This is a genomic window from Catenuloplanes indicus, from assembly GCF_030813715.1.
GTDB lineage: Bacteria > Actinomycetota > Actinomycetes > Mycobacteriales > Micromonosporaceae > Catenuloplanes > Catenuloplanes indicus.
The window spans coordinates 7053140-7069938 of the sequence record NZ_JAUSUZ010000001.1 but is presented as its reverse complement, the minus strand read 5'-3'; the positions used below and the strand labels follow the sequence as shown (position 1 = coordinate 7069938).

At 75.5% G+C, this 16799-nt stretch carries 14 protein-coding genes; 8 read left to right on the top strand and 6 right to left on the bottom strand.

Annotation, left to right across the window (positions count from 1 at the left end; all coding sequences use genetic code 11):
* Positions 1–76: 76 nt before the first annotated feature.
* Together J2S42_RS32105 and J2S42_RS32100 are read right to left on the bottom strand one after the other, a co-directional pair.
* Positions 77–2767, bottom strand: coding sequence for a helix-turn-helix transcriptional regulator (locus J2S42_RS32105; RefSeq protein ID WP_307245198.1), 2691 nt, complete (start codon positions 2765–2767; stop codon positions 77–79).
* A gap of 152 nt (positions 2768–2919) precedes the next feature.
* The gene (locus J2S42_RS32100) at positions 2920–4809 is read right to left on the bottom strand and encodes an anthranilate synthase family protein (protein WP_307245196.1); all 1890 of its coding nucleotides are present in this window, start codon (positions 4807–4809) and stop codon (positions 2920–2922) included.
* Positions 4810–5029: 220 nt separating this feature from the next.
* Here J2S42_RS32100 and J2S42_RS32095 point away from each other — a divergent pair, with 220 nt between their 5' ends.
* The 7 genes from J2S42_RS32095 to J2S42_RS32065 are packed head-to-tail and all read left to right on the top strand — an operon-like array spanning position 5030 to position 11468.
* The gene (locus J2S42_RS32095; protein ID WP_307245194.1) at positions 5030–5821 is read left to right on the top strand and encodes a 2-amino-3,7-dideoxy-D-threo-hept-6-ulosonate synthase; all 792 of its coding nucleotides are present in this window, start codon (positions 5030–5032) and stop codon (positions 5819–5821) included.
* A gap of 19 nt (positions 5822–5840) precedes the next feature.
* A complete protein-coding gene (locus J2S42_RS32090) occupies positions 5841–6905 on the top strand; it encodes a 3-dehydroquinate synthase II family protein (protein WP_307245192.1) in 1065 nt (354 codons plus the stop codon).
* On the top strand, positions 6902–7660 hold the full coding sequence (locus tag J2S42_RS32085; protein ID WP_307245189.1) for an amidohydrolase family protein: 759 nt from the start codon (positions 6902–6904) through the stop codon (positions 7658–7660). Before J2S42_RS32090 ends, J2S42_RS32085 begins: the two co-directional genes overlap by 4 nt.
* Positions 7653–8927 (top strand): phenylacetate--CoA ligase family protein, encoded by a 1275-nt coding sequence (locus J2S42_RS32080; RefSeq protein WP_307245187.1) that lies wholly within the window; start codon positions 7653–7655, stop codon positions 8925–8927. The genes J2S42_RS32085 and J2S42_RS32080 overlap by 8 nt, the downstream gene beginning before the upstream one ends.
* 8 nt (positions 8928–8935) lie before the next feature.
* On the top strand, positions 8936–10090 hold the full coding sequence (locus J2S42_RS32075; RefSeq protein WP_307245185.1) for an FAD-dependent monooxygenase: 1155 nt from the start codon (positions 8936–8938) through the stop codon (positions 10088–10090).
* Positions 10087–10815 carry an SDR family oxidoreductase gene (locus tag J2S42_RS32070; protein WP_307245184.1) on the top strand — a complete coding sequence of 243 codons (729 nt, stop codon included), beginning with the start codon at positions 10087–10089 and terminating at the stop codon, positions 10813–10815. The genes J2S42_RS32075 and J2S42_RS32070 overlap by 4 nt, the downstream gene beginning before the upstream one ends.
* A gap of 11 nt (positions 10816–10826) precedes the next feature.
* Positions 10827–11468, top strand: a complete 642-nt coding sequence (locus J2S42_RS32065; protein WP_307245182.1) for an isochorismatase family protein — start codon at positions 10827–10829, stop codon at positions 11466–11468.
* Between the two features lie 55 nt (positions 11469–11523).
* Here the strand turns inward: J2S42_RS32065 and J2S42_RS32060 are convergent, their stop codons facing one another.
* The 3 genes from J2S42_RS32060 to J2S42_RS32050 all read right to left on the bottom strand — a co-directional run bounded on the left by J2S42_RS32060 (position 11524) and on the right by J2S42_RS32050 (position 14107).
* Positions 11524–12804 carry a helix-turn-helix transcriptional regulator gene (locus J2S42_RS32060; protein WP_307245180.1) on the bottom strand — a complete coding sequence of 427 codons (1281 nt, stop codon included), beginning with the start codon at positions 12802–12804 and terminating at the stop codon, positions 11524–11526.
* A 103-nt stretch (positions 12805–12907) separates the two neighbouring features.
* Positions 12908–13600 (bottom strand): Crp/Fnr family transcriptional regulator, encoded by a 693-nt coding sequence (locus J2S42_RS32055; RefSeq protein ID WP_307245178.1) that lies wholly within the window; start codon positions 13598–13600, stop codon positions 12908–12910.
* Positions 13601–13621: 21 nt separating this feature from the next.
* Complete coding sequence (locus J2S42_RS32050) at positions 13622–14107, bottom strand: Pycsar system effector family protein (RefSeq protein WP_307245176.1); 486 nt, start codon at positions 14105–14107, stop codon at positions 13622–13624.
* Positions 14108–14261: 154 nt separating this feature from the next.
* Between J2S42_RS32050 and J2S42_RS32045 the strand changes: the two genes are divergently transcribed.
* Complete coding sequence (locus J2S42_RS32045; RefSeq protein WP_307245175.1) at positions 14262–16019, top strand: CATRA conflict system CASPASE/TPR repeat-associated protein; 1758 nt, start codon at positions 14262–14264, stop codon at positions 16017–16019.
* Position 16020: 1 nt separating this feature from the next.
* Here J2S42_RS32045 and J2S42_RS32040 read toward each other — a convergent pair whose 3' ends face one another.
* Entirely contained in the window at positions 16021–16698 is a 678-nt protein-coding gene (locus tag J2S42_RS32040) for a DUF2306 domain-containing protein (protein ID WP_307245173.1), read from the bottom strand.
* Positions 16699–16799: the final 101 nt, after the last annotated feature.

Below are 16799 nucleotides of genomic sequence, written 5' to 3'. Positions count from 1 at the left end.
CGCCCCGCCCCGTTCCCCCTTGTTCGGCGACCTCACCACCGAGGGCCATCCTTCGCCAGGCGGAGTACGGGTTACATCACGTGTTCACGTGATGGTTGGTGTACCAGGTGGCCAGCGCGGGCCGGTTGTTGATGTTGAGCTTCGCGTAGATGTGCCGCAGGTGGGTGTCGACCGTGTGCGGGGACACGAACAGTTCCGCCGCTATCTCCCGGTTGCGCCGGCCGCGGGCGACCTGGGCCGCGACGCGCAGCTCGGTCGGGGTCAGGTCGGTGCGGCTGCCGTTGCGCCGCTGCCGGGGCACCGCCGCGGCGCCGCAGGCCTCGCGCAGCTCGGCGGCCTCGGCCGCGGCACCCGGCTTCTTGTCCAGCGCGGCCAGGTCGTCCAGCGCGGCCGCGAGCGCGAGCCGCCGCGGTCCCTGCCGGAACCGGCCGACCGCCTCGCGGAGCAGCGTGACGTCGCCGCGCAGCAACCCTTCCGCGTGCGCGGCCGCGCCGGCCAGCGACGGCAGGTCCGGGTTGCGGCCGGCGAGCGCGCGGGCCGCGCGGACCACGGCCTCGGCCAGCTCGGTGCGGCCGGCCGCGATGGCGATCCGGACCAGCACGGCCGCGGCGCCCGGGTCCTGGCCGATCAGCACCGGCCGGTCCTCGATCTGCTGGTAGAGCGGGCGGAGGTGGGAGACGGCCGGTTCCGGGCCGTCCTCCTGCCAGGCCAGCAGCGCCTCCGGCCAGAGCACGTCCTCCGGCGCGGCGGTGATCCCGGTCCGGGTCCGCTCGCGCATCTTCTCCGCGTAGCCACGCGCGCCGGCCGGGTCGCCGCGGAGCAGGCTGAGCCGGATCAGCGTGCCGAGCAGCGGCACCGTCAGCTGCCACACGGCCTGCTGCTCGGCCAGTTCGACGCCGGCCGCGGCGGTGCCGATCGCGTCCGGCAGGTCGCCGCGGGCGGCCAGCAGCCCGGCCTCGTAGTAGTGCCAGAGCGGCCCGGACCAGCCGGTGCCGAGCAGCGTGGACTCCGCCCGGCCGGCGCGCAGCACCCGCTCGGCCTCGTCCGGCCGGTCCACCATGGTCAGTGCGCTGCCGAGCCAGATCTGCGGGTGCCGGTGCACGGCCTCGCCACCGGCGTCGTCGGCCAGCGCGACCGCGGTCCGCGCGTGCGCGAGTGCGTCGGCGAGCCGGCCCTGCGCGGCCGCGACCAGCGAGCGTGCGGTCAGGCCGAACACGGCGGCGCCCGGGTCCGCGCCGATCGTGTGTGCCTCCGCGCCGGCCCGGTCCGCCTCGCTCAGCTCGCCCTCGTAGAAGAGCGCGTGCGCCCGGACGGCGCAGAGCCTCGCCCGGACGTCCGGCGCGACGCCGCCTCGGGACAGCCCGCGGCTGGTGTAGTCGACCGCCTCGTCGTTGCGGCCGGCGTGTTTGCAGGCCTCGGCCAGCCCGAGGCAGAGCCGGGCCGCGGTGGTCGCGTCCAGCCCGGAACGGAACGCGGCCTCGCCGTGCCGCCGGGCCTCGTCCAGCCGGCCGGCCGAGGCCAGCAGCGGCACCGCCTCCGCGGTGAACGCGGCCCGGCGCGGGTCCAGCGGGCCGAACCCGCCGACCGCGTGCAGGTAGAGGTTCGCGGCCGCGCCGGGCGCGAGCGCGGCGATCCCGGCCGCCGCGGTACGCAGCAGCTCGGCCTGGTCCGCCGCGGTGGCCGGGCCGGCCTTCATCAGGTGGTCCGCGACCTCGGTCGGCAGCCCGCCGGACGCGCTGATCACGGCCGCGGCCTTACGGTGCAGGCCGTCCCGCAGCGGCCCGGGGATCGTGTTGTAGACGACCTCGCGCAGCATGTCGTGCTCGAACGCGAACGCGTCACCGGCCGGGACCAGCATGCCGTCCGTGACGTCGTCCTCGGCGAACGCCCACAGCGACTCCTCCGACTGGGCCAGCAGTGCCGCGGCCTCGCCGAGCCGGAACGGGCGGGCGAACACCGACCCGGCGCGCAGCAGCAGCCGGGCCTCCGGCGGCATGCCGCGCAGCCGCTGCTGTGCCGCGCCGATGAAGCTGGTCGGCACGTCGCCGCCGCGCAGCGTGGCCCGCCCGCCGACCACCGCGAGCTGGCCCTCCGCCCGCATGCCGGCCAGCAGAGACGTGATCCACAGCGGGTTGCCGCCGCACCGGTCGGCCTGGGCCAGCACGGTCGCGTCCACCGGCACGCCCACGCACTCGGCGCAGAGCCGCTCCACGTCCGCCTCGGCCAGCGGGCCGACCACGATCTCCTCCGCGCCCAGCGTGACCAGATCGTCCAGCGCGTCCCCGGCCGCGCCACCGGTGCCCGGCCGGCGCACGAACAGCCACCGGACCGCGGACGAGGCCAGCCGGGGCACCAGTGTGCGCACGGCCAGCACACTGAACTCGTCCATCCACTGCGCGTCGTCGACGATCACCAGCAACGGCCGGTCCGCCGCGAGATCGTCCAGCACCCGGCCCAGCCGCTCCGGCGTGGACTGCTCCGGCCGCTCGCCGCGCAGCCAGGCCAGCTCCGGCACGTCCGCCTTCGCCAGCGCACCGGCCAGGCTGAACAGCGGCGCGGTCCGGTCCACCTCCATCGCGGCCCGGTACGCCACGATCAGCCCCGCCCGGCCGGCCACCCGGGCGGCCCGGTGGGCCAGGTGCGACTTGCCGATGCCGGGCGGGCCGGACAGCACCACGCAGCCGCCCCGGCCACCGGCCGTGGCCGCGACCGCACGGGCCAGCGCGGCCCACTCCCGCTCCCGGCCGATCAGGTCATCAGTCTGCATCGTGCTCCGTCCCGGACCCCCGGCGCATTCGGTGCCGATTGTGGGCGATCGCGCGCGCGACCGAGAACACCCTTTCGGGTGGCCCGGCCGAACGACTATCGGGCGATCTCCCGCCGTACGGAAGGGAATACGCGGCAAACGGTTCCGCCACATTACACAATTGCCGGTGAAAAGCATGCGGTCATCAGGCGGCGAAGGACGGCCGGGCCGTTCTCGGTCAGCAGCGACTCCACATGGAACTGGACCGTACGCAGCGCGGGTTTGGCCAGGCCGTGCACCACGCCGGTGGCCGGGTCGCGGAGCACGCCGACCCGGTCGCCGGTGAGCGGGCAGTCGATCGCGTCCACGCCGGACAGCGCCGCGAACGTGTTGTAGAAGCCGACCCGCTCCGGCCGGCCGTCCAGCCGCACCACGCGCTGCACGCCCTGTTCCGGCCGGGGCAGTGCGCGGATCGGCAGGCCGAGCGTGGCCGCGACCGCCTGGTGACCGAGGCAGACCGCGAGCGTGGGCGCGCGCGACGCGACCAGTTCCCCGGCCAGCGCGCGGAGCCGGGCGATCCGCGGGTCGGCAAGGTCGCGCGGGTCACCCGGCCCGGGGCCGAGAATCACAAGATCTTCGAGCCCCGGACGGTACGTGGTCAGCGGGGTCACGCGCACCGCGAGGCCGAGCGCGCGGGCCAGTTCCGCCAGCATCGCGGTGAAGCCGTCCTCCGCGTCGACGATCACCGCGCGCCGGCCGGCCAGCTCGCCCGCCGGCCGTACCGGTGCGCCGCGCCAGAACCGGGACAGTCCCGCGTTCCGCGCGCTCAGGAGCCCGGCCGGCAGCGGCGGCAAGGGCACCGGCCGGGCCGGGGCGACGGTGCCGGAGAACGCGGCCAGCAGCGCGGACGCCTTCACCCGGGTCTCCGCCGCCTCCACGGCCGGGTCGCTGTGCCGGACCAGCGTGGCGCCCGCGGAGATCTCGACGTGGCCGCGCGGGTCCACGTCCGCGGTGCGGATCAGCAGCGCTGAGTCGAGCGTGCGCCGGCCGCCCGCGCGCCCGGCCAGCGCGATCGCGCCGGCGTAGTAACCGCGCCCGTCCCGCTCGTGCGCCGCGATCACCCGGCACGCGCTCGGCACCGGGCTGCCGGTCACCGTCGGCGCGGGTAGCGTCTCGCGCAGCAGGTCGCGGGCGCCGAGCCGGGCCGGGCCGGTCACCAGGTACTCGGTGTGCGCCAGCCGTGACATCGGGCGCAGGTACGGCCCGGTCAGCCGCGGCCCGGCGCAGGCCCGCGCCATGATCTTCAGCTCCTCGTCCGCGACCATCAGCAGTTCCTCCGACTCCTTGCGGTCGGCCAGGAACGCGCGCAGGCCCTCCTCGGTCGGGCCGCCGGGCGGGTAGCGGTAGGTGCCACTGATCGGGTGCATGGTGGCACGCCCGTCCGCCAGCCGCACGTGGCACTCCGGGGACGCGCCGATCAGCGTGCGCCCGCCGCCGTGGAACAGGAACGTCCAGTACGCGCCGGTCTCCGCGCGCAGCAGCCGGCCGAGGACCGCGAGCGCGGCGCGGGCCGACCAGTCCGGCGCCACGGCCCGGTAGCGGCGGCGCAGCACCACGTTGGAGCCGGCGCCCCGGCCGATCGCGCCGGTCACCACGCGGCGGACCGCGTCCGCGTACGCCCGGTCGGAGACGTCGAACCCGCCGCCGGTCAGCGGCACCCGGTCGTCCGGCAGCGCGGCCAGCGCCTCGGCCGTGGTCAGCCGGCCGGCGGCGCGGACCGGCATGGCCAGCAGCGGCACGCCGTCGTCCACACAGGCCAGCCCGCGCTCGGCGATCTGCCGGTAGGGCAGCACGGCCACCAGGTCCGGCCCGGTGCCGGGGGCGTCCGGCGGCGGCAGCGGCAGATCCGCGATCAGCGCGTGCTCGTGCACGTCGCCGACCAGCACCTCCACCGGGCCGTCGCCGCGGCGCAGCACCGCGAACGCGGGCACGCCGTCCCGCAGCACGGCCCGGGCCCGCGCGGCGGTGAGCGGCTCCGGGCCGGTACGCAGCGGTGCGGTCACGATCTCCCCCTCAATTTTGCAATCAGATGCGTAAATGGGTGCGGATTCCGGGGAAACCGTGCCACCGCGCCATTCCGGCGGACAACTACCCGACCGGGCAACGGGCTGCTCGGAGAGGTAGTGGGACCGCGCCGCGCCGGAACCTAGCGTCCTCGGTGAAAGGGCTGAACGGACGCTTTGGAGAAGCGATGTGGATTTGCAATTCCCAGGTCGGTGCACCATGCCGGTGAATGAGACGTTCGCCCGGCGGATGCGCCGGGAGCGATTGCACCGGCACGGCGACCGGGGACTGCTGGTGGTGGCGCTGGACCACCCGATCGGCGCGGGCCCGATCGTCCGGGACGGCCGGCTGGACCCGCTGCTGCGGGCGGCCGCGCACCACGGCGCGGACGCGGTGGTGCTGCACAAGGGCGCGCTGCGGCACGTCCGTACCGGCTGGTTCCGGGGTCTGTCGCTGATCGTGCATCTGAGCGCCAGCACCGGCATCGCGCCCGACCCGGACGCGAAGGTGCTGGTCACCGGCGTCGAGGAGGCGCTGCGGCTGGGCGCGGACGGCGTCAGCGTGCACGTCAACGCCGGGTCGCCGACCGAGGCGCGGCAGCTCGCCGACCTGGCCTCGGTCGCGGACGCCTGCGACCGGTGGGGACTGCCGCTGCTCGCCATGATCTACCCGCGCGGGCCGGGCATCCGCGACGGGCGCGACCCGGACCTGGTGGCCCACGCGGTAACGGTGGCGGCCGAGATCGGCGCGGACCTGGTCAAGACAGCGCTGCCGGCCGACGCCGCCCAGATCGCCCGGATCACCGCGGCCTGCCCGATCCCGGTGCTGGCCGCGGGCGGCACGACCGACGGCGGCGCCACCGCGGTCCTGGAGCACCTGGGCACCGCACTGCGGTCCGGTGCCGCGGGCGCCGCCGTCGGCCGGCTGATCTTCGAGGCGCCGGACCCGGGCGCGATGACCCGATCCGTCGCCGCCCTCGTCCACGACCAGCGCGTACCGGCGCTGCTCTGACCCTCCGAAGAAGGGAACCATGATGACCCAGTGCTGGCTGGACGTTCGGGCGACCGGCGACCTGACCAAGGAGATCTGCGAGGAGGCGCTGCACCAGGGCCTGGACGCGATCGTCTCCGACGACCCGGACCTGCTGGCGACGCTGCCGCCGACCGTGCTCCGGGTGCTGATCACCGACGACCCGGAGCAGACCGCCGATGTGATCGTCACGACCGGTGAACCGCCGGGTACCGGGCCCCGCTGGGGCCGGTACGTCGAGGTCACCGGCCCGGAGACACTCGCGGTGGCGTGCGCGAGCGCGGCCCGGGACGCCTACACGCTGCTGCGCTTCGCCGACCCCACCTACATCCCGCTGGAGATCGTGCTCGCCTCGGCCGCCGGTGCGGCCGGCACGATCGTGACCGTCGCCGCCGACCCGCAGGACGCGGCCGTGCAGCACGCGGTGCTGGAACACGGCCCGCACGGCGTGCTGCTGGCCCCGGCGCGGGTCGGCGACGCGACCCGGCTGCGTGCCGCGGTGCGCACGCCCACGGCCGAACTGCCGCTGGTACCGCTGCGGGTCACCGCGGTCACCCACGCCGGGCCCGGTGACCGTGCCTGTGTGGACACCTGCACCATGCTGCGGCCGGACGAGGGCATCCTGATCGGGTCCCGGTCGCGCGGGCTGGTGCTCTGCGCCAGCGAGACGCACCCGCTGCCGTACATGCCGACTCGGCCGTTCCGGGTGAACGCGGGCGCGATCATGTCGTACACGCTGGTCTCCGCTGAGCGGACCGCGTACCTGAGCGAGCTGCGGGCCGGCGGGCGGGTGCTGGCGGTGAGCGCGGACGGCCGGACCCGCCCGGTCACGGTGGGACGCATCAAGATCGAGACGCGGCCGCTGCTCTCCATCGACGCGGTCGCGCCCGGCGGCGAGCCGGTCAACCTGATCGTGCAGGACGACTGGCACGTGCGGGTGCTCGGCCCCGGCGGCGCGGTGCTCAACTCGACCGCGCTGCGCCCGGGCGACGAGATCCTCGGCTGTCTGCCGGACGCGGACCGGCACGTCGGCTACCCGATCGACGAGACCTGCGTGGAACAATGATCATCGACTTCCACGCGCGTCTGACGCCCGGCCCCGGCGAGCCGTCCGCGCTGCTCGCGGCCATGGACCGGGCCGGCATCGGAACCGCCGCGGTGAGCGCCGGCGGCGTGGTCGGCATCGACCGGCTCTCCCGCCAGCTCAGCCAGGGCGGCCGCTCCGCGACGAGACCCGACAACGAGGGGGTACGCCGGGCGGCCGCCGCGTCCGGTGGCCGGCTCGTCCCGTTCTACTTCGCCGACCCGCGCCGCGGCCCGGACGAGTACCGCCGCGCGGCCGCCGGCTTCCGCGGCCTGGAGATCTCCCCGGCAGTGCACGGCTTCACGCTCGGCGAGCCGGGCGTGGCCGCGCTGGCCCGGATCGCGGCGGACGTCGGTCACCCGGTCTACGTGGTCTGCCTCGGCCGGCCGGGCGCCCGCGCGGAGGACCTGGCCGCGCTGGCCGTGACCCGGCCGGCCACCACGTTCGTCTTCGGCCACTGCGGCGGCAACGGCCTGGACACCGACGGGCTGCACCGGCTGGCCGCGCTGCCGAACGTGCTGGCCGAGACGTCCGGCGCGTACACCGCGGTGGCCCGGCTCGCGGTCCGCCGGCTGGGCGCGCACCGGGTGCTGTTCGGCACGGAATATCCGCTGCAGGACCCGCGGGTGGAGGTGACCAAGCTCGGCGCGCTCGGCCTGACCGTGGCGGACCGGCGCGCGGTCGCCGTGGACAACGCGACCCGGCTGCTTCGCCTCGAGGAGCTGGCCCATGTCTGACCGGCCGGAGATCGGCGACTGGACGGACCCGGACGGGCTGACCGCAGTGCAGGACGCGCGGCTGCCGGAGACGCTCGCGGCGGCGGCGCGCTCGCCGTTCTACCGCGCGCGGGGTGGCGTGCCGGTGGACCGGGCCGGGCTGGCGGCGCTGCCGTTCACCACCAAGGCGGACCTGCGCGACGCGTACCCGTTCGGGCTGCTCGCGGTGGACCGGCGGCGGCTGGCCACGTACCACGAGTCGAGCGGCACCACCGGCACGCCCACCTCGTCGTACTACACCGAGCACGACTGGCTGGACCTGGCGGAACGGTACGCGCGCAAGTGGGTCGGCATCCGGGACACGGACACGTTCCTGGTCCGCACGCCGTACGCGCTGATGATCACGGGGCATCTGGCGCAGGCAGCGGCCCGCATGCGCGGTGCGACCGTGGTGCCGGCCGACAACCGGTCGACCGCGATGCCGTACGCGCGGGTGGTCCGGGTGTTGCGCGACCTGCGCGTCACGCTCACCTGGTCGATGCCGACCGACACGCTGTTCTGGGCCGCCGCCGCGCACGCGGCCGGGCTGGAGCCGGCCCGCGACTTCCCGGCGCTGCGCGCGCTGTTCGTCGGCGGCGAACCGCTCGGCCCGGCCAGACGGGCCCGGATCGCGCGCCTCTGGAACACCACGGTCGTCGAGGAGTACGGCGCGACCGAGTGCGGCAGCCTGGCCGGTGAGTGCCCGGCCGGCCGCCTGCACCTGTGGGCGGACCGGGCGATCTTCGAGGTCCGCGACCCGGTGACCGGACACGCCGCACCGGCCGGGCGCGGGCACCTGGTGGTCACGCCGCTCTACCGCGAGGCGATGCCGCTGCTGCGCTACGACACCGAGGACCTGGTCGAGGTGTCGGACGAGCCGTGCGCGTGCGGGTGGGCACTGCCGGCCGTACGCGTGCTGGGCCGGGGTGCGGCCGGGCACCGGGTCGCGGGCGTCACCGTCACCCCGGGTGACCTGGAGGAGCTGGTCCTCGCGCTGCCCGGCGTGCTGTTCTGGCGTGCCCGCGCGCTGCCGGACCGGCTGGTCGTGGAGCTGGAGGCGGACCGGTCCGCCGCGGACGCGCTGGCCGGCGCGATCCGGAGCCGGTACGGCGTGCCCGCGGACGTCACCGCGCTGCCGCCCGGCGGCCTGGTCCCGCACCACGTGCTCACCGCCGCGCCGGACGTGGTCAAGCCACGCGCGCTCTTCGGCCCGGACGAGGACTGGGCCAGGGCGCTGTCCTACTACTAGGAGGAACCATGCACCAGCCACGGATCGCCGTGGTCGGCGCCGGGATCGGCGGGCTGGCCGCGGCCGCCGCGCTGGCCCGGGCCGGACTGCGCTGCGACGTCTTCGACCGCCGTGACCACCCCGGCCTGTCCGGGGTCGGGCTCGGCATCCAGATCACCCCGAACGGCGCCCGCGCGCTACGCGAGGTCGGCGCGCTGCCGCACCCGGACAGCACGGTCCGGCCGGACGCGGTCGAGCTGCGCCGCTGGCGGGACAACTCGCTGATCGGCCGCACCGCGCTGGACGACGCGGAGGCCCGGTACGGCGTGCCGTATCTCGCGCTCACCCGGGGCGAGCTGTCCGCCGCGCTGCTGTCCGCGGTGGACACCGGCGGCGGCGCCGGGCTGTTCCTCGGCCGTCGCTGCGTCGGCGCGTCGGTCGGGCGGGACGGCGTGCGGCTGCGCTTCGCGGACGGCGGCGAGTACGCCGCGGACCTGGTCATCGGCGCGGACGGTGTGCACTCCGCGCTGCGTGGCGTGCTCGGCGGCGACGGCGGGCTCGGGCCGCGCTTCTCCGGGCACGTCGCGTACCGGGCCGTGGTCCCGGCGGACGACCTGCCGGCGCATCTGGTCCGGCCGCACCGGGTGCGCGTCTGGCTCGGTCCGGGCCGGCACTGCGTCGCCTACCCGGTCCGCGGCGGTCGCATGGTCAACGTCGTGGCCACCGCGCCGGCCCGGTCCCCCGCGGTGCCGCGGGAACGCCTGATCATGGGGTACGCGGAGTGGTGCGGCTCGGTCCGCGCGCTGCTCTCCGCGGCCGCGGGCCGGGGCCGGGTGTGGCCGCTCTACGCGGGCGCGCCGGTGCCGCGCCGGCATCGGGGCGGGCTGGTGCTGCTCGGCGACGCCGCGCACCCGGCGCTGCCGTGGCTGGCACAGGGAGCGTCGCAGGCGCTGGAGGACGCGGTGGCGCTGGCCGGCTGCCTGAGCGGACGGGCGCCGCTGGAACGGTACGACTCGGTGCGCGGCGCGCGGGCCCACCGGATCGCGACCGCGATCCGCGTGGCCGACGCCGAACACCACCTGCCGGACGGCGTGCGGCAGCGCCGCCGCGACCGCCGCCTGGCCACTCCCCCGGACCGCGACTGGCTCTACGGCTACGACGCGTCGGCCGGAGCGACGTCATGACCGGTCCGCTGGCCGGGCGGATCGCATTGGTCACCGGCGCGGCCGGTGGCATCGGGCGAGCCGTGGTCCGGGCGTTGACCGCGGACGGCGCCACGGTCATCGGCGCCGACCTGCACGGTGCCGGGCACCATCGGCCGCTCGACGTCCGGGACGCCGGCGCCGTCGAGCGGCTGGTCGCCGACGTGGAGGCGACCGTCGGCCCGATCGCGATCCTGGTCAACGTGGCCGGGGTGCTGTGCGCCGGGCCGGTGCTGGAGACCAGCGACGCGGACTGGGCCGAGGTCTTCGCGGTCAACGCGACCGGTGTCTTCCACGTCAGCCGCGCGGTCGGCCGCCGGATGGCCGCCCGCCGCACCGGCGTGATCGTCACCGTGGGCTCGAACGCGGCCGGCGTACCCCGGATGCATCTGGCCGCCTATGCGGCCGCGAAGGCCGCGGCCGCGCACTTCACCCGCTGCCTCGGGCTTGAGCTGGCCGGGAGTGGCGTGCGGTGCAACGTGGTCGCCCCGGGCTCGACCGACACCGGCATGCTGCGCGCGCTCGGCTCCACACCGGCCGGTGCGATCGCCGGGTCCGCCGATGCGTTCCGGACCGGCATCCCGCTCGGCCGGGTCGCGTCGCCGTCGGACGTCGCGGACGCGGTCGCGTTCCTGGTCTCCGACCGCGCCCGGCACGTGACCATGCACGACCTCTACGTGGACGGTGGCGCCGCACTGCGCGCCTGAAGGGAGCTCCGATGCCGATCCCGGCGATCACGCCGTACCCGATGCCGCAAGATCTCGACCGGCCGGCCGGCGGGCCGTCCTGGCGGCCCGATCCGCGCCGTGCGGCGCTGCTCATCCACGACATGCAGCGGTTCTTCACCCGCGCGCTGCCCGCCGGCAGCTCACCCACCACGACGCTGCTGACCAACATCGCGCGGGTACGGGACGCCGCCGGCCGGCACGGCATGCCGGTGTTCTACAGCGCGCAGCCCGGCGGCGCCACGCGCGCGGACCGCGGCCTGCTGCACGACCTGTGGGGCCCGGGCATGCGGGCGGTGCCGGAGGACCGGGACATCGATCCGGCGCTCGCACCGCGGGCCGGCGACGTGGTGATCCGCAAGACCCGGTGGAGCGCGTTCCACGGCACCGGCCTGGCCGCGCGACTGGCCGCGGCCGGGCGGGACCAGTTGATCGTCTGCGGTGTCTTCGCGCATCTGGGCTGTCTGTTCACTGCCGCGGACGCGTTCACCCGGGACATCGCGCCGTTCCTGGTCGCGGACGCGGTCGCGGACTTCACCCCGGACGAGCACCGGGCCGCGCTCGCCTTCGCCGCACGCCGTTTCGCGGTCACGCCGGTCACCGACCGCCTGCTCGCCGCGCTGGACGAAGGGTGAGCGCCGCGATCCGGGGGCGGGATCGCGGCGTTCCTCGTGGTGGGGACCCCGCGGATCAGCGTGGCCCGTCGTCGCCGGAGATCAGCGCGGCCAGCTCGGCGCGGGAGGCGATGCCGAGCTTCCGGAAGATCTGGCGCAGGTGGTAGTTGACGGTGTGCGGGGACAACTCGATCTTCGAGGCGATCGCGGCGTTGGTCAGCCCGGTCGCGACCAGCAGCGCTATCTCGCGCTCCCGCTCGCTCAGCCCGGACACCGCCGGGCCCGCCGCCGGCCGGAACCGGTCACCGGCGAGCCGCGTGCGCTGCACCGGCGGGCGGGCATGACCGGGTCGCGCCGTGTCCCGGTGCAGGTCCGCCAGCGCGGTACGCGGCCCGCCGGTCATCGGAGGCCGGGTCCGGAAGCCGCCGGGCGCCCCCCGGTCGAGGCAGGTGGCCTCGTCGTGCAGCGCCACCCGTACCGCCCGGGGAATCGTCCTCGTCACCTCCGCGCGGACCAGGTCGTGCGCGAAGGACAGCCGCTCGCCGCGGCCGGCCAGCAGCCCCGCGGTGAGCGCCTCGTCGACGGCCGGCAGCAGCGCCGCGGCCGGGCCGCCGAGCAGACCGGCCACCTCGCGCAGGCCGAACTCCTCGTCCAGGGTGGTCGCGACCTGCACCAGATGCCGCGCCACCGGCGTGAGCAGGCCGACCCGGTGCCCGATCCGGTCCCGGACCACCGCGGGGAGCCGCAGGTCACGCAGCGTCGCGTGCCCGCCCTCCACCACGGCCAGACGCTCGTCCCGCAGGCCGCGGGCCAGCTCGATCAGCGGGCCGGGCAGGCCGCCCGCCACGGCCGCCATCCCGCGCAACGCCGCGTCCGGCTCGGCGCCGAACAGCGCCGCCAGCACCGCGGCGGTCGCGTCCGGACCGAGCGGGCCCAGCGGTACGTGCAGCACCCGTGCCAGGTCGAGCGGGTCCAGCCCGGGCAGCCGGGTGCCGGCCCGGCGGGCCAGGATCGGCAGCACCCGCGCGGTGCGGCGGGCGCCCGCGAGCGCCACCGCCACCGCCGGGTCGGTCCACTGCGGATCGTCGATCAGCAGCGGCGCCGGGCCGTCACCGGCGGGCCGGGCCGCCGCGGACGCGAGCTGCCGGTCCAGCCCGGCCGCGTCGACCGGACCGGCCGGCAGTCGCAGGACCGTACGGCCGGCCGCGCGCGCACCGGCCCCGATCTCCGCCAGGAGCCGCGTCCGGCCACCGCCGGGCGGGCTCTCGATCACCACCGCGGCCGGGCCCTCCCCGCCCCGGCGCAGCAGAGCCGAGATCGCGCGATGTTCGCGATCTCGGCCGAACATTCCCGTCATCGTTGTCTCCCCCTCGTAACGGTCACACGTGAGGTGCGTGTGCCTCTGATCGTGCGGCCGGGCGCGGGGAGCAACCAGGTAGAAATAGGGGGTCCGGGAGAATTCAGACGTTCGTCATCGCGCGCAGCGCCGGGAGGTCGCAGACCACCAGCCGGCGGTAGCCGGTCTCGATCAGCCCCTTGCCGCGCAGTTCCTGCATCGCCTTCTGCACCGTGGCCTGCGCGATGCCGATCATCGTGGCGAGTTCGGGCTGGCTGAGCGTCACTCCGATCTCGACGCTGCCGTCCGGGCGGGACCGGCCGCAGCCGTCCGCGATCTCGATCAGCACGCGGGCCAGCCGGATGTGCGCCGGGTACGCCCCGAAGTCGGTCCGCCGCCGGTTGGCGAACTGGAGCTGGCCCACGACCGACGCGGTGACCAGGCGCATCGCGTCCGGCCGGCGGCGCAGGAATCCTTCGAACACCGGACCGGGCAGCACCACGGAGATCACTCGCCCGCACGCGGTGACGGTCGCGTTGCGCGGCGCGCCGGTCAGCACCGCGGTCTCGCCGAGCAGTTCACCGGGCATGCGGATGGACAGCAGCGTGTCCGCGTCACCGGCCAGCGTGGTCACCTTGACGAAGCCGAGCAGCAGCAGCTCCACATGGGTGCCGCGAGCGCCCTGCCGGATGAGCACCTGCCCCGCCTCGAACCGGCGCCGCACGCCGAGCGCGAGCAGCTCCGCGACCAGCTCCGGAGCCAGCTGGGCGAGGAACGTGCCGGGACCCCACTCCGGGTACGGGAATTCATGGTCCACGGATCCTCCGGCGTGCGCTCTCTAGAGGAGTGTCACGGCCGCGGCCCCGACGCTCATCGCGGAAACGGTCAGGCTGAGGGAGATCTGCAAGAGCCGGTGTTTGCGCCAGTTGATCCGGCTCAGTGTAACCAACTGCCGGGTGACCATGGCGATCTCGTCCTCCTTGCTCAGTGCCTCGATCCGCTCCGCCAGCGTCGGCGGATGCCATTCCCGCAGGTGGCCGAAGTAGACGAAGTCCCCGTCCGCCTCCACCCGGTTCCTCGGCCGCAGACTCGGCACTATCACCGCGATCGCCACGCCCATCGCGGCCACCACCAGCGCCATCGCCGGACCGATGATCCAGCCGCCGTGGTCGACCTGGATCGCCGTGACACCCAGGACGAACGCGCCGCCCTGGTGCGCCAGCAGAATTCCGGCCTTCGCGTCCGCGCGGGCCGCCATCGACTCCAGCCCGGCGTGCAGCCGCCAGGTGAACGCCACCTCCGGTGGCTCCATCGTCCGTGTCATGCCTCGATCCTGCGTCCGGGTCGCGTTCCGGACCTGCTAAAAATCCGGGATCCAGTACGATCCGTAGCCTTTTGGTGACACAAGTCGCATGCGGCGATCACCGCTACCCGTTCGGGTAGGCGCTTCCGGCCGTGCCGCTGCCTAGAGTGGATCCGTGACCTCACTGGTCCTGCACGCCTTCGCGCCGCTCGACGGCCCGGCCGCGCCCCTTGCCCGGCACCAGATCCAGCTGCTCTGGGCCGCCTGCGGCGACGTGCTGGGCATGGACGCGCGGGTCCCCGGCTCCCCACTGCGGATCATGCCGAGCGACTGGCGCGGCGGCCCGCGCGTCGCCGCGATCGCCGCCCGGGAACGGCCCGGCGACGGTCTCCGGCCGGCCGAGCGGTCCCGCGATGGCGGCTTCGGGCCGGCGGGCGGCGGGTTTCGCGCGATTCTGCGCCGCGACCGGGACGTGCTCGTCCTCTCCGCGGTCCTGACCGGCGGCGACGACGCCGGCTGGGTGGAGATGGACCGCTGGCTGGACGACGCCGCGGCCGGTGGCGTCGACGCGCTGATCGGCACCGCCCGCGTCTACCGGGCGCCCTCGGCACACCCGGACCGTCCGCCGGACCGGGCCGCGCTGCCCCAGTTCGCCACGCAGACCGGCTGGCAGGACGACCGCATCCGGTTCGGCGACCACGCCTGCGGATGGGAGCTGTCGCCGCGCCAGGACACCCGCCGGGAACGCCGGCTGGTGGTCACCGGGCCGGAGGCGAACCTGACCGCGCTCACCTGGGGGGCCGGCGAGGACGAGCTGCCGCCGCTGGCCCGCTACCTGAGGCACGCCGGGGTACTGCGCTACCTCTACCGGATCTGGACCGGCGACCAGCGCCGGATCGGCTCGATGCGCGAGCCCGGCATCGACCGGGCCCGCCTCGCGGCCGAGGCCGCGCGGTTGAGCGGGATGCTCGGCATCGCGGCCGGCTCGCTGCGGGAACTCTCCGAGGCCGCGGCGGCAGCCCGGTCACGCGGGGACGGCGGGCTGGACCCGGTCACCGACGACCGCCGCTTCGGCCACTGGCTGACCCGGCAACTGGACGACGCGTCGACCGCGCTGGAGAACCTGCGGCGCGCGCCCGCGGCGCCGGCGTCCGCACCTCCCGGTGGTACTCCGCCGGCCGGCCCGTGGCCGGCCGCGTCCGATCCGGCGCCCGAGCGGCCGGCCACCTCAGGCGGATCGTCCGCCGGCTCCCGCACGGCCCCGCCGGATCCGGCGCGCTGGGACGCACCGACGGCCGGCTCGTCCGCCGGCCCGTGGCCGGCCGCACCCGATCCGGTGGCCGAGGTGCCGCAGCCGTCCCGGCCGGGGTCGCCGCGGCACGCGCTGCGGATGATGTTCACGGTCGACGCGGTCGGCTACAGCGCGAACGACGCGGACGGGCGGGACCTGATGCAGCGCCGCATCCTGCACGTGGTCACCGAGGCGCTGGGTGAGATGAGTCTTGCGCTGACCGACACGGACCGTCAGGTCGCCGGCGACGGCATCAGCGTCATCCTGCCCGCCAACATCGACCTGCCGCGCGCGCTCGCCCACCTGCTGCACGGCACCGCCGTCGCGTTGCGGGCGGAGCGCGACCGGTACGCCACGCCGCTGCGGCTGCGGATGGGTGCGTCGCTCGGCAAGATCCGGCCGGCCGCGCTCGGCTACTCCGACTCCACGATCATCGAGACGAACCGGCTGGTCGACAGCGCCGCGCTGCGCACCGTGCTGGAGGCGGACCCGGCGCTGCTGCTGGCCGCGCTGATCTCCGACCGCCTCTACCCGCACACGGTCGCCGATGGCAACGCGCGCCTCGACGCGGCCGACTTCACCGAGACGCCCGTCATGATCAAGTCTTACAAGGCGCGCGCCTGGCTCTGGACACCGAAGTAGGTCACGCGGCGACCGCCCGCGGGGACGTCGGTGACGGGGAGAAGCGCAGGCCGGGCAGGTTGCGGCGGCGGATCATCAGTTCGGCCACCACGATGTTCGGCATCCAGCAGAGGAACGGGACCGCGGCGTACGCGATGCCGGTGATCTCGTCCACGCTGATCTCCGAGGCCCGGCCCATCAGCAGCTGCACGCCGATCAGCAGGCCGAACCACAGCCGGAGCGTGGGCGCGGCGAAGGTCAGCGCGAAGCTGCGGATCATCCACGCCTGGTGGCCGGCGATGTCCCGCGCGCGGATCGCCCGGTACCCGTGCCAGGTCGTCCATCCCCAGAGGACCGCGAGCGTGCCGAACCCGAACAGCCCGACGAACGCGGCGGAGCTGTAGAACGCCATCACCAGCCCGGACGGCGCCGCGAACGCGATCGAGACCAGGTAGACGCGGCCCGCCCACCGGTGTGCGACCGGGAAACGGCGGCGCATCGCCCTGACGAACTGGAACGGCCCGACCGCCAGCGCCAGCCCGGCCGAGACGATGTGCACGTAGAACACGATCTCGACCCAGAACGGCTGCGGCGCGTAGGTCGTGGCGAGCCCGACCTCCTTCGCGGCCAGCTCGTCCAGCGTTCCGGTCATGTACTGACCGACGAAGTACCCGGCCACCGCGAGCGACAACAGCGCCACGAGGGTCCAGCTGACACGTCTGCCGCGCCGTCGCCGGGATGCGGGCGGCCGGGGGACAACCGTTGGCGTCACGGGGAACCAACTTTCATTACCGCGGATCT

Coding starts and splice junctions, on each gene's coding strand:
- J2S42_RS32105 (WP_307245198.1), bottom strand. CDS start 2,767: ATGCAGACTGATGACCTGATCGGCCGGGAGCGGGAGTGGGCCGCGCTG.
- J2S42_RS32095 (WP_307245194.1), top strand. CDS start 5,030: ATGCCGGTGAATGAGACGTTCGCCCGGCGGATGCGCCGGGAGCGATTG.
- J2S42_RS32090 (WP_307245192.1), top strand. CDS start 5,841: ATGATGACCCAGTGCTGGCTGGACGTTCGGGCGACCGGCGACCTGACC.
- J2S42_RS32085 (WP_307245189.1), top strand. CDS start 6,902: ATGATCATCGACTTCCACGCGCGTCTGACGCCCGGCCCCGGCGAGCCG.
- J2S42_RS32080 (WP_307245187.1), top strand. CDS start 7,653: ATGTCTGACCGGCCGGAGATCGGCGACTGGACGGACCCGGACGGGCTG.
- J2S42_RS32075 (WP_307245185.1), top strand. CDS start 8,936: ATGCACCAGCCACGGATCGCCGTGGTCGGCGCCGGGATCGGCGGGCTG.
- J2S42_RS32070 (WP_307245184.1), top strand. CDS start 10,087: ATGACCGGTCCGCTGGCCGGGCGGATCGCATTGGTCACCGGCGCGGCC.
- J2S42_RS32065 (WP_307245182.1), top strand. CDS start 10,827: ATGCCGATCCCGGCGATCACGCCGTACCCGATGCCGCAAGATCTCGAC.
- J2S42_RS32060 (WP_307245180.1), bottom strand. CDS start 12,804: ATGACGGGAATGTTCGGCCGAGATCGCGAACATCGCGCGATCTCGGCT.
- J2S42_RS32050 (WP_307245176.1), bottom strand. CDS start 14,107: ATGACACGGACGATGGAGCCACCGGAGGTGGCGTTCACCTGGCGGCTG.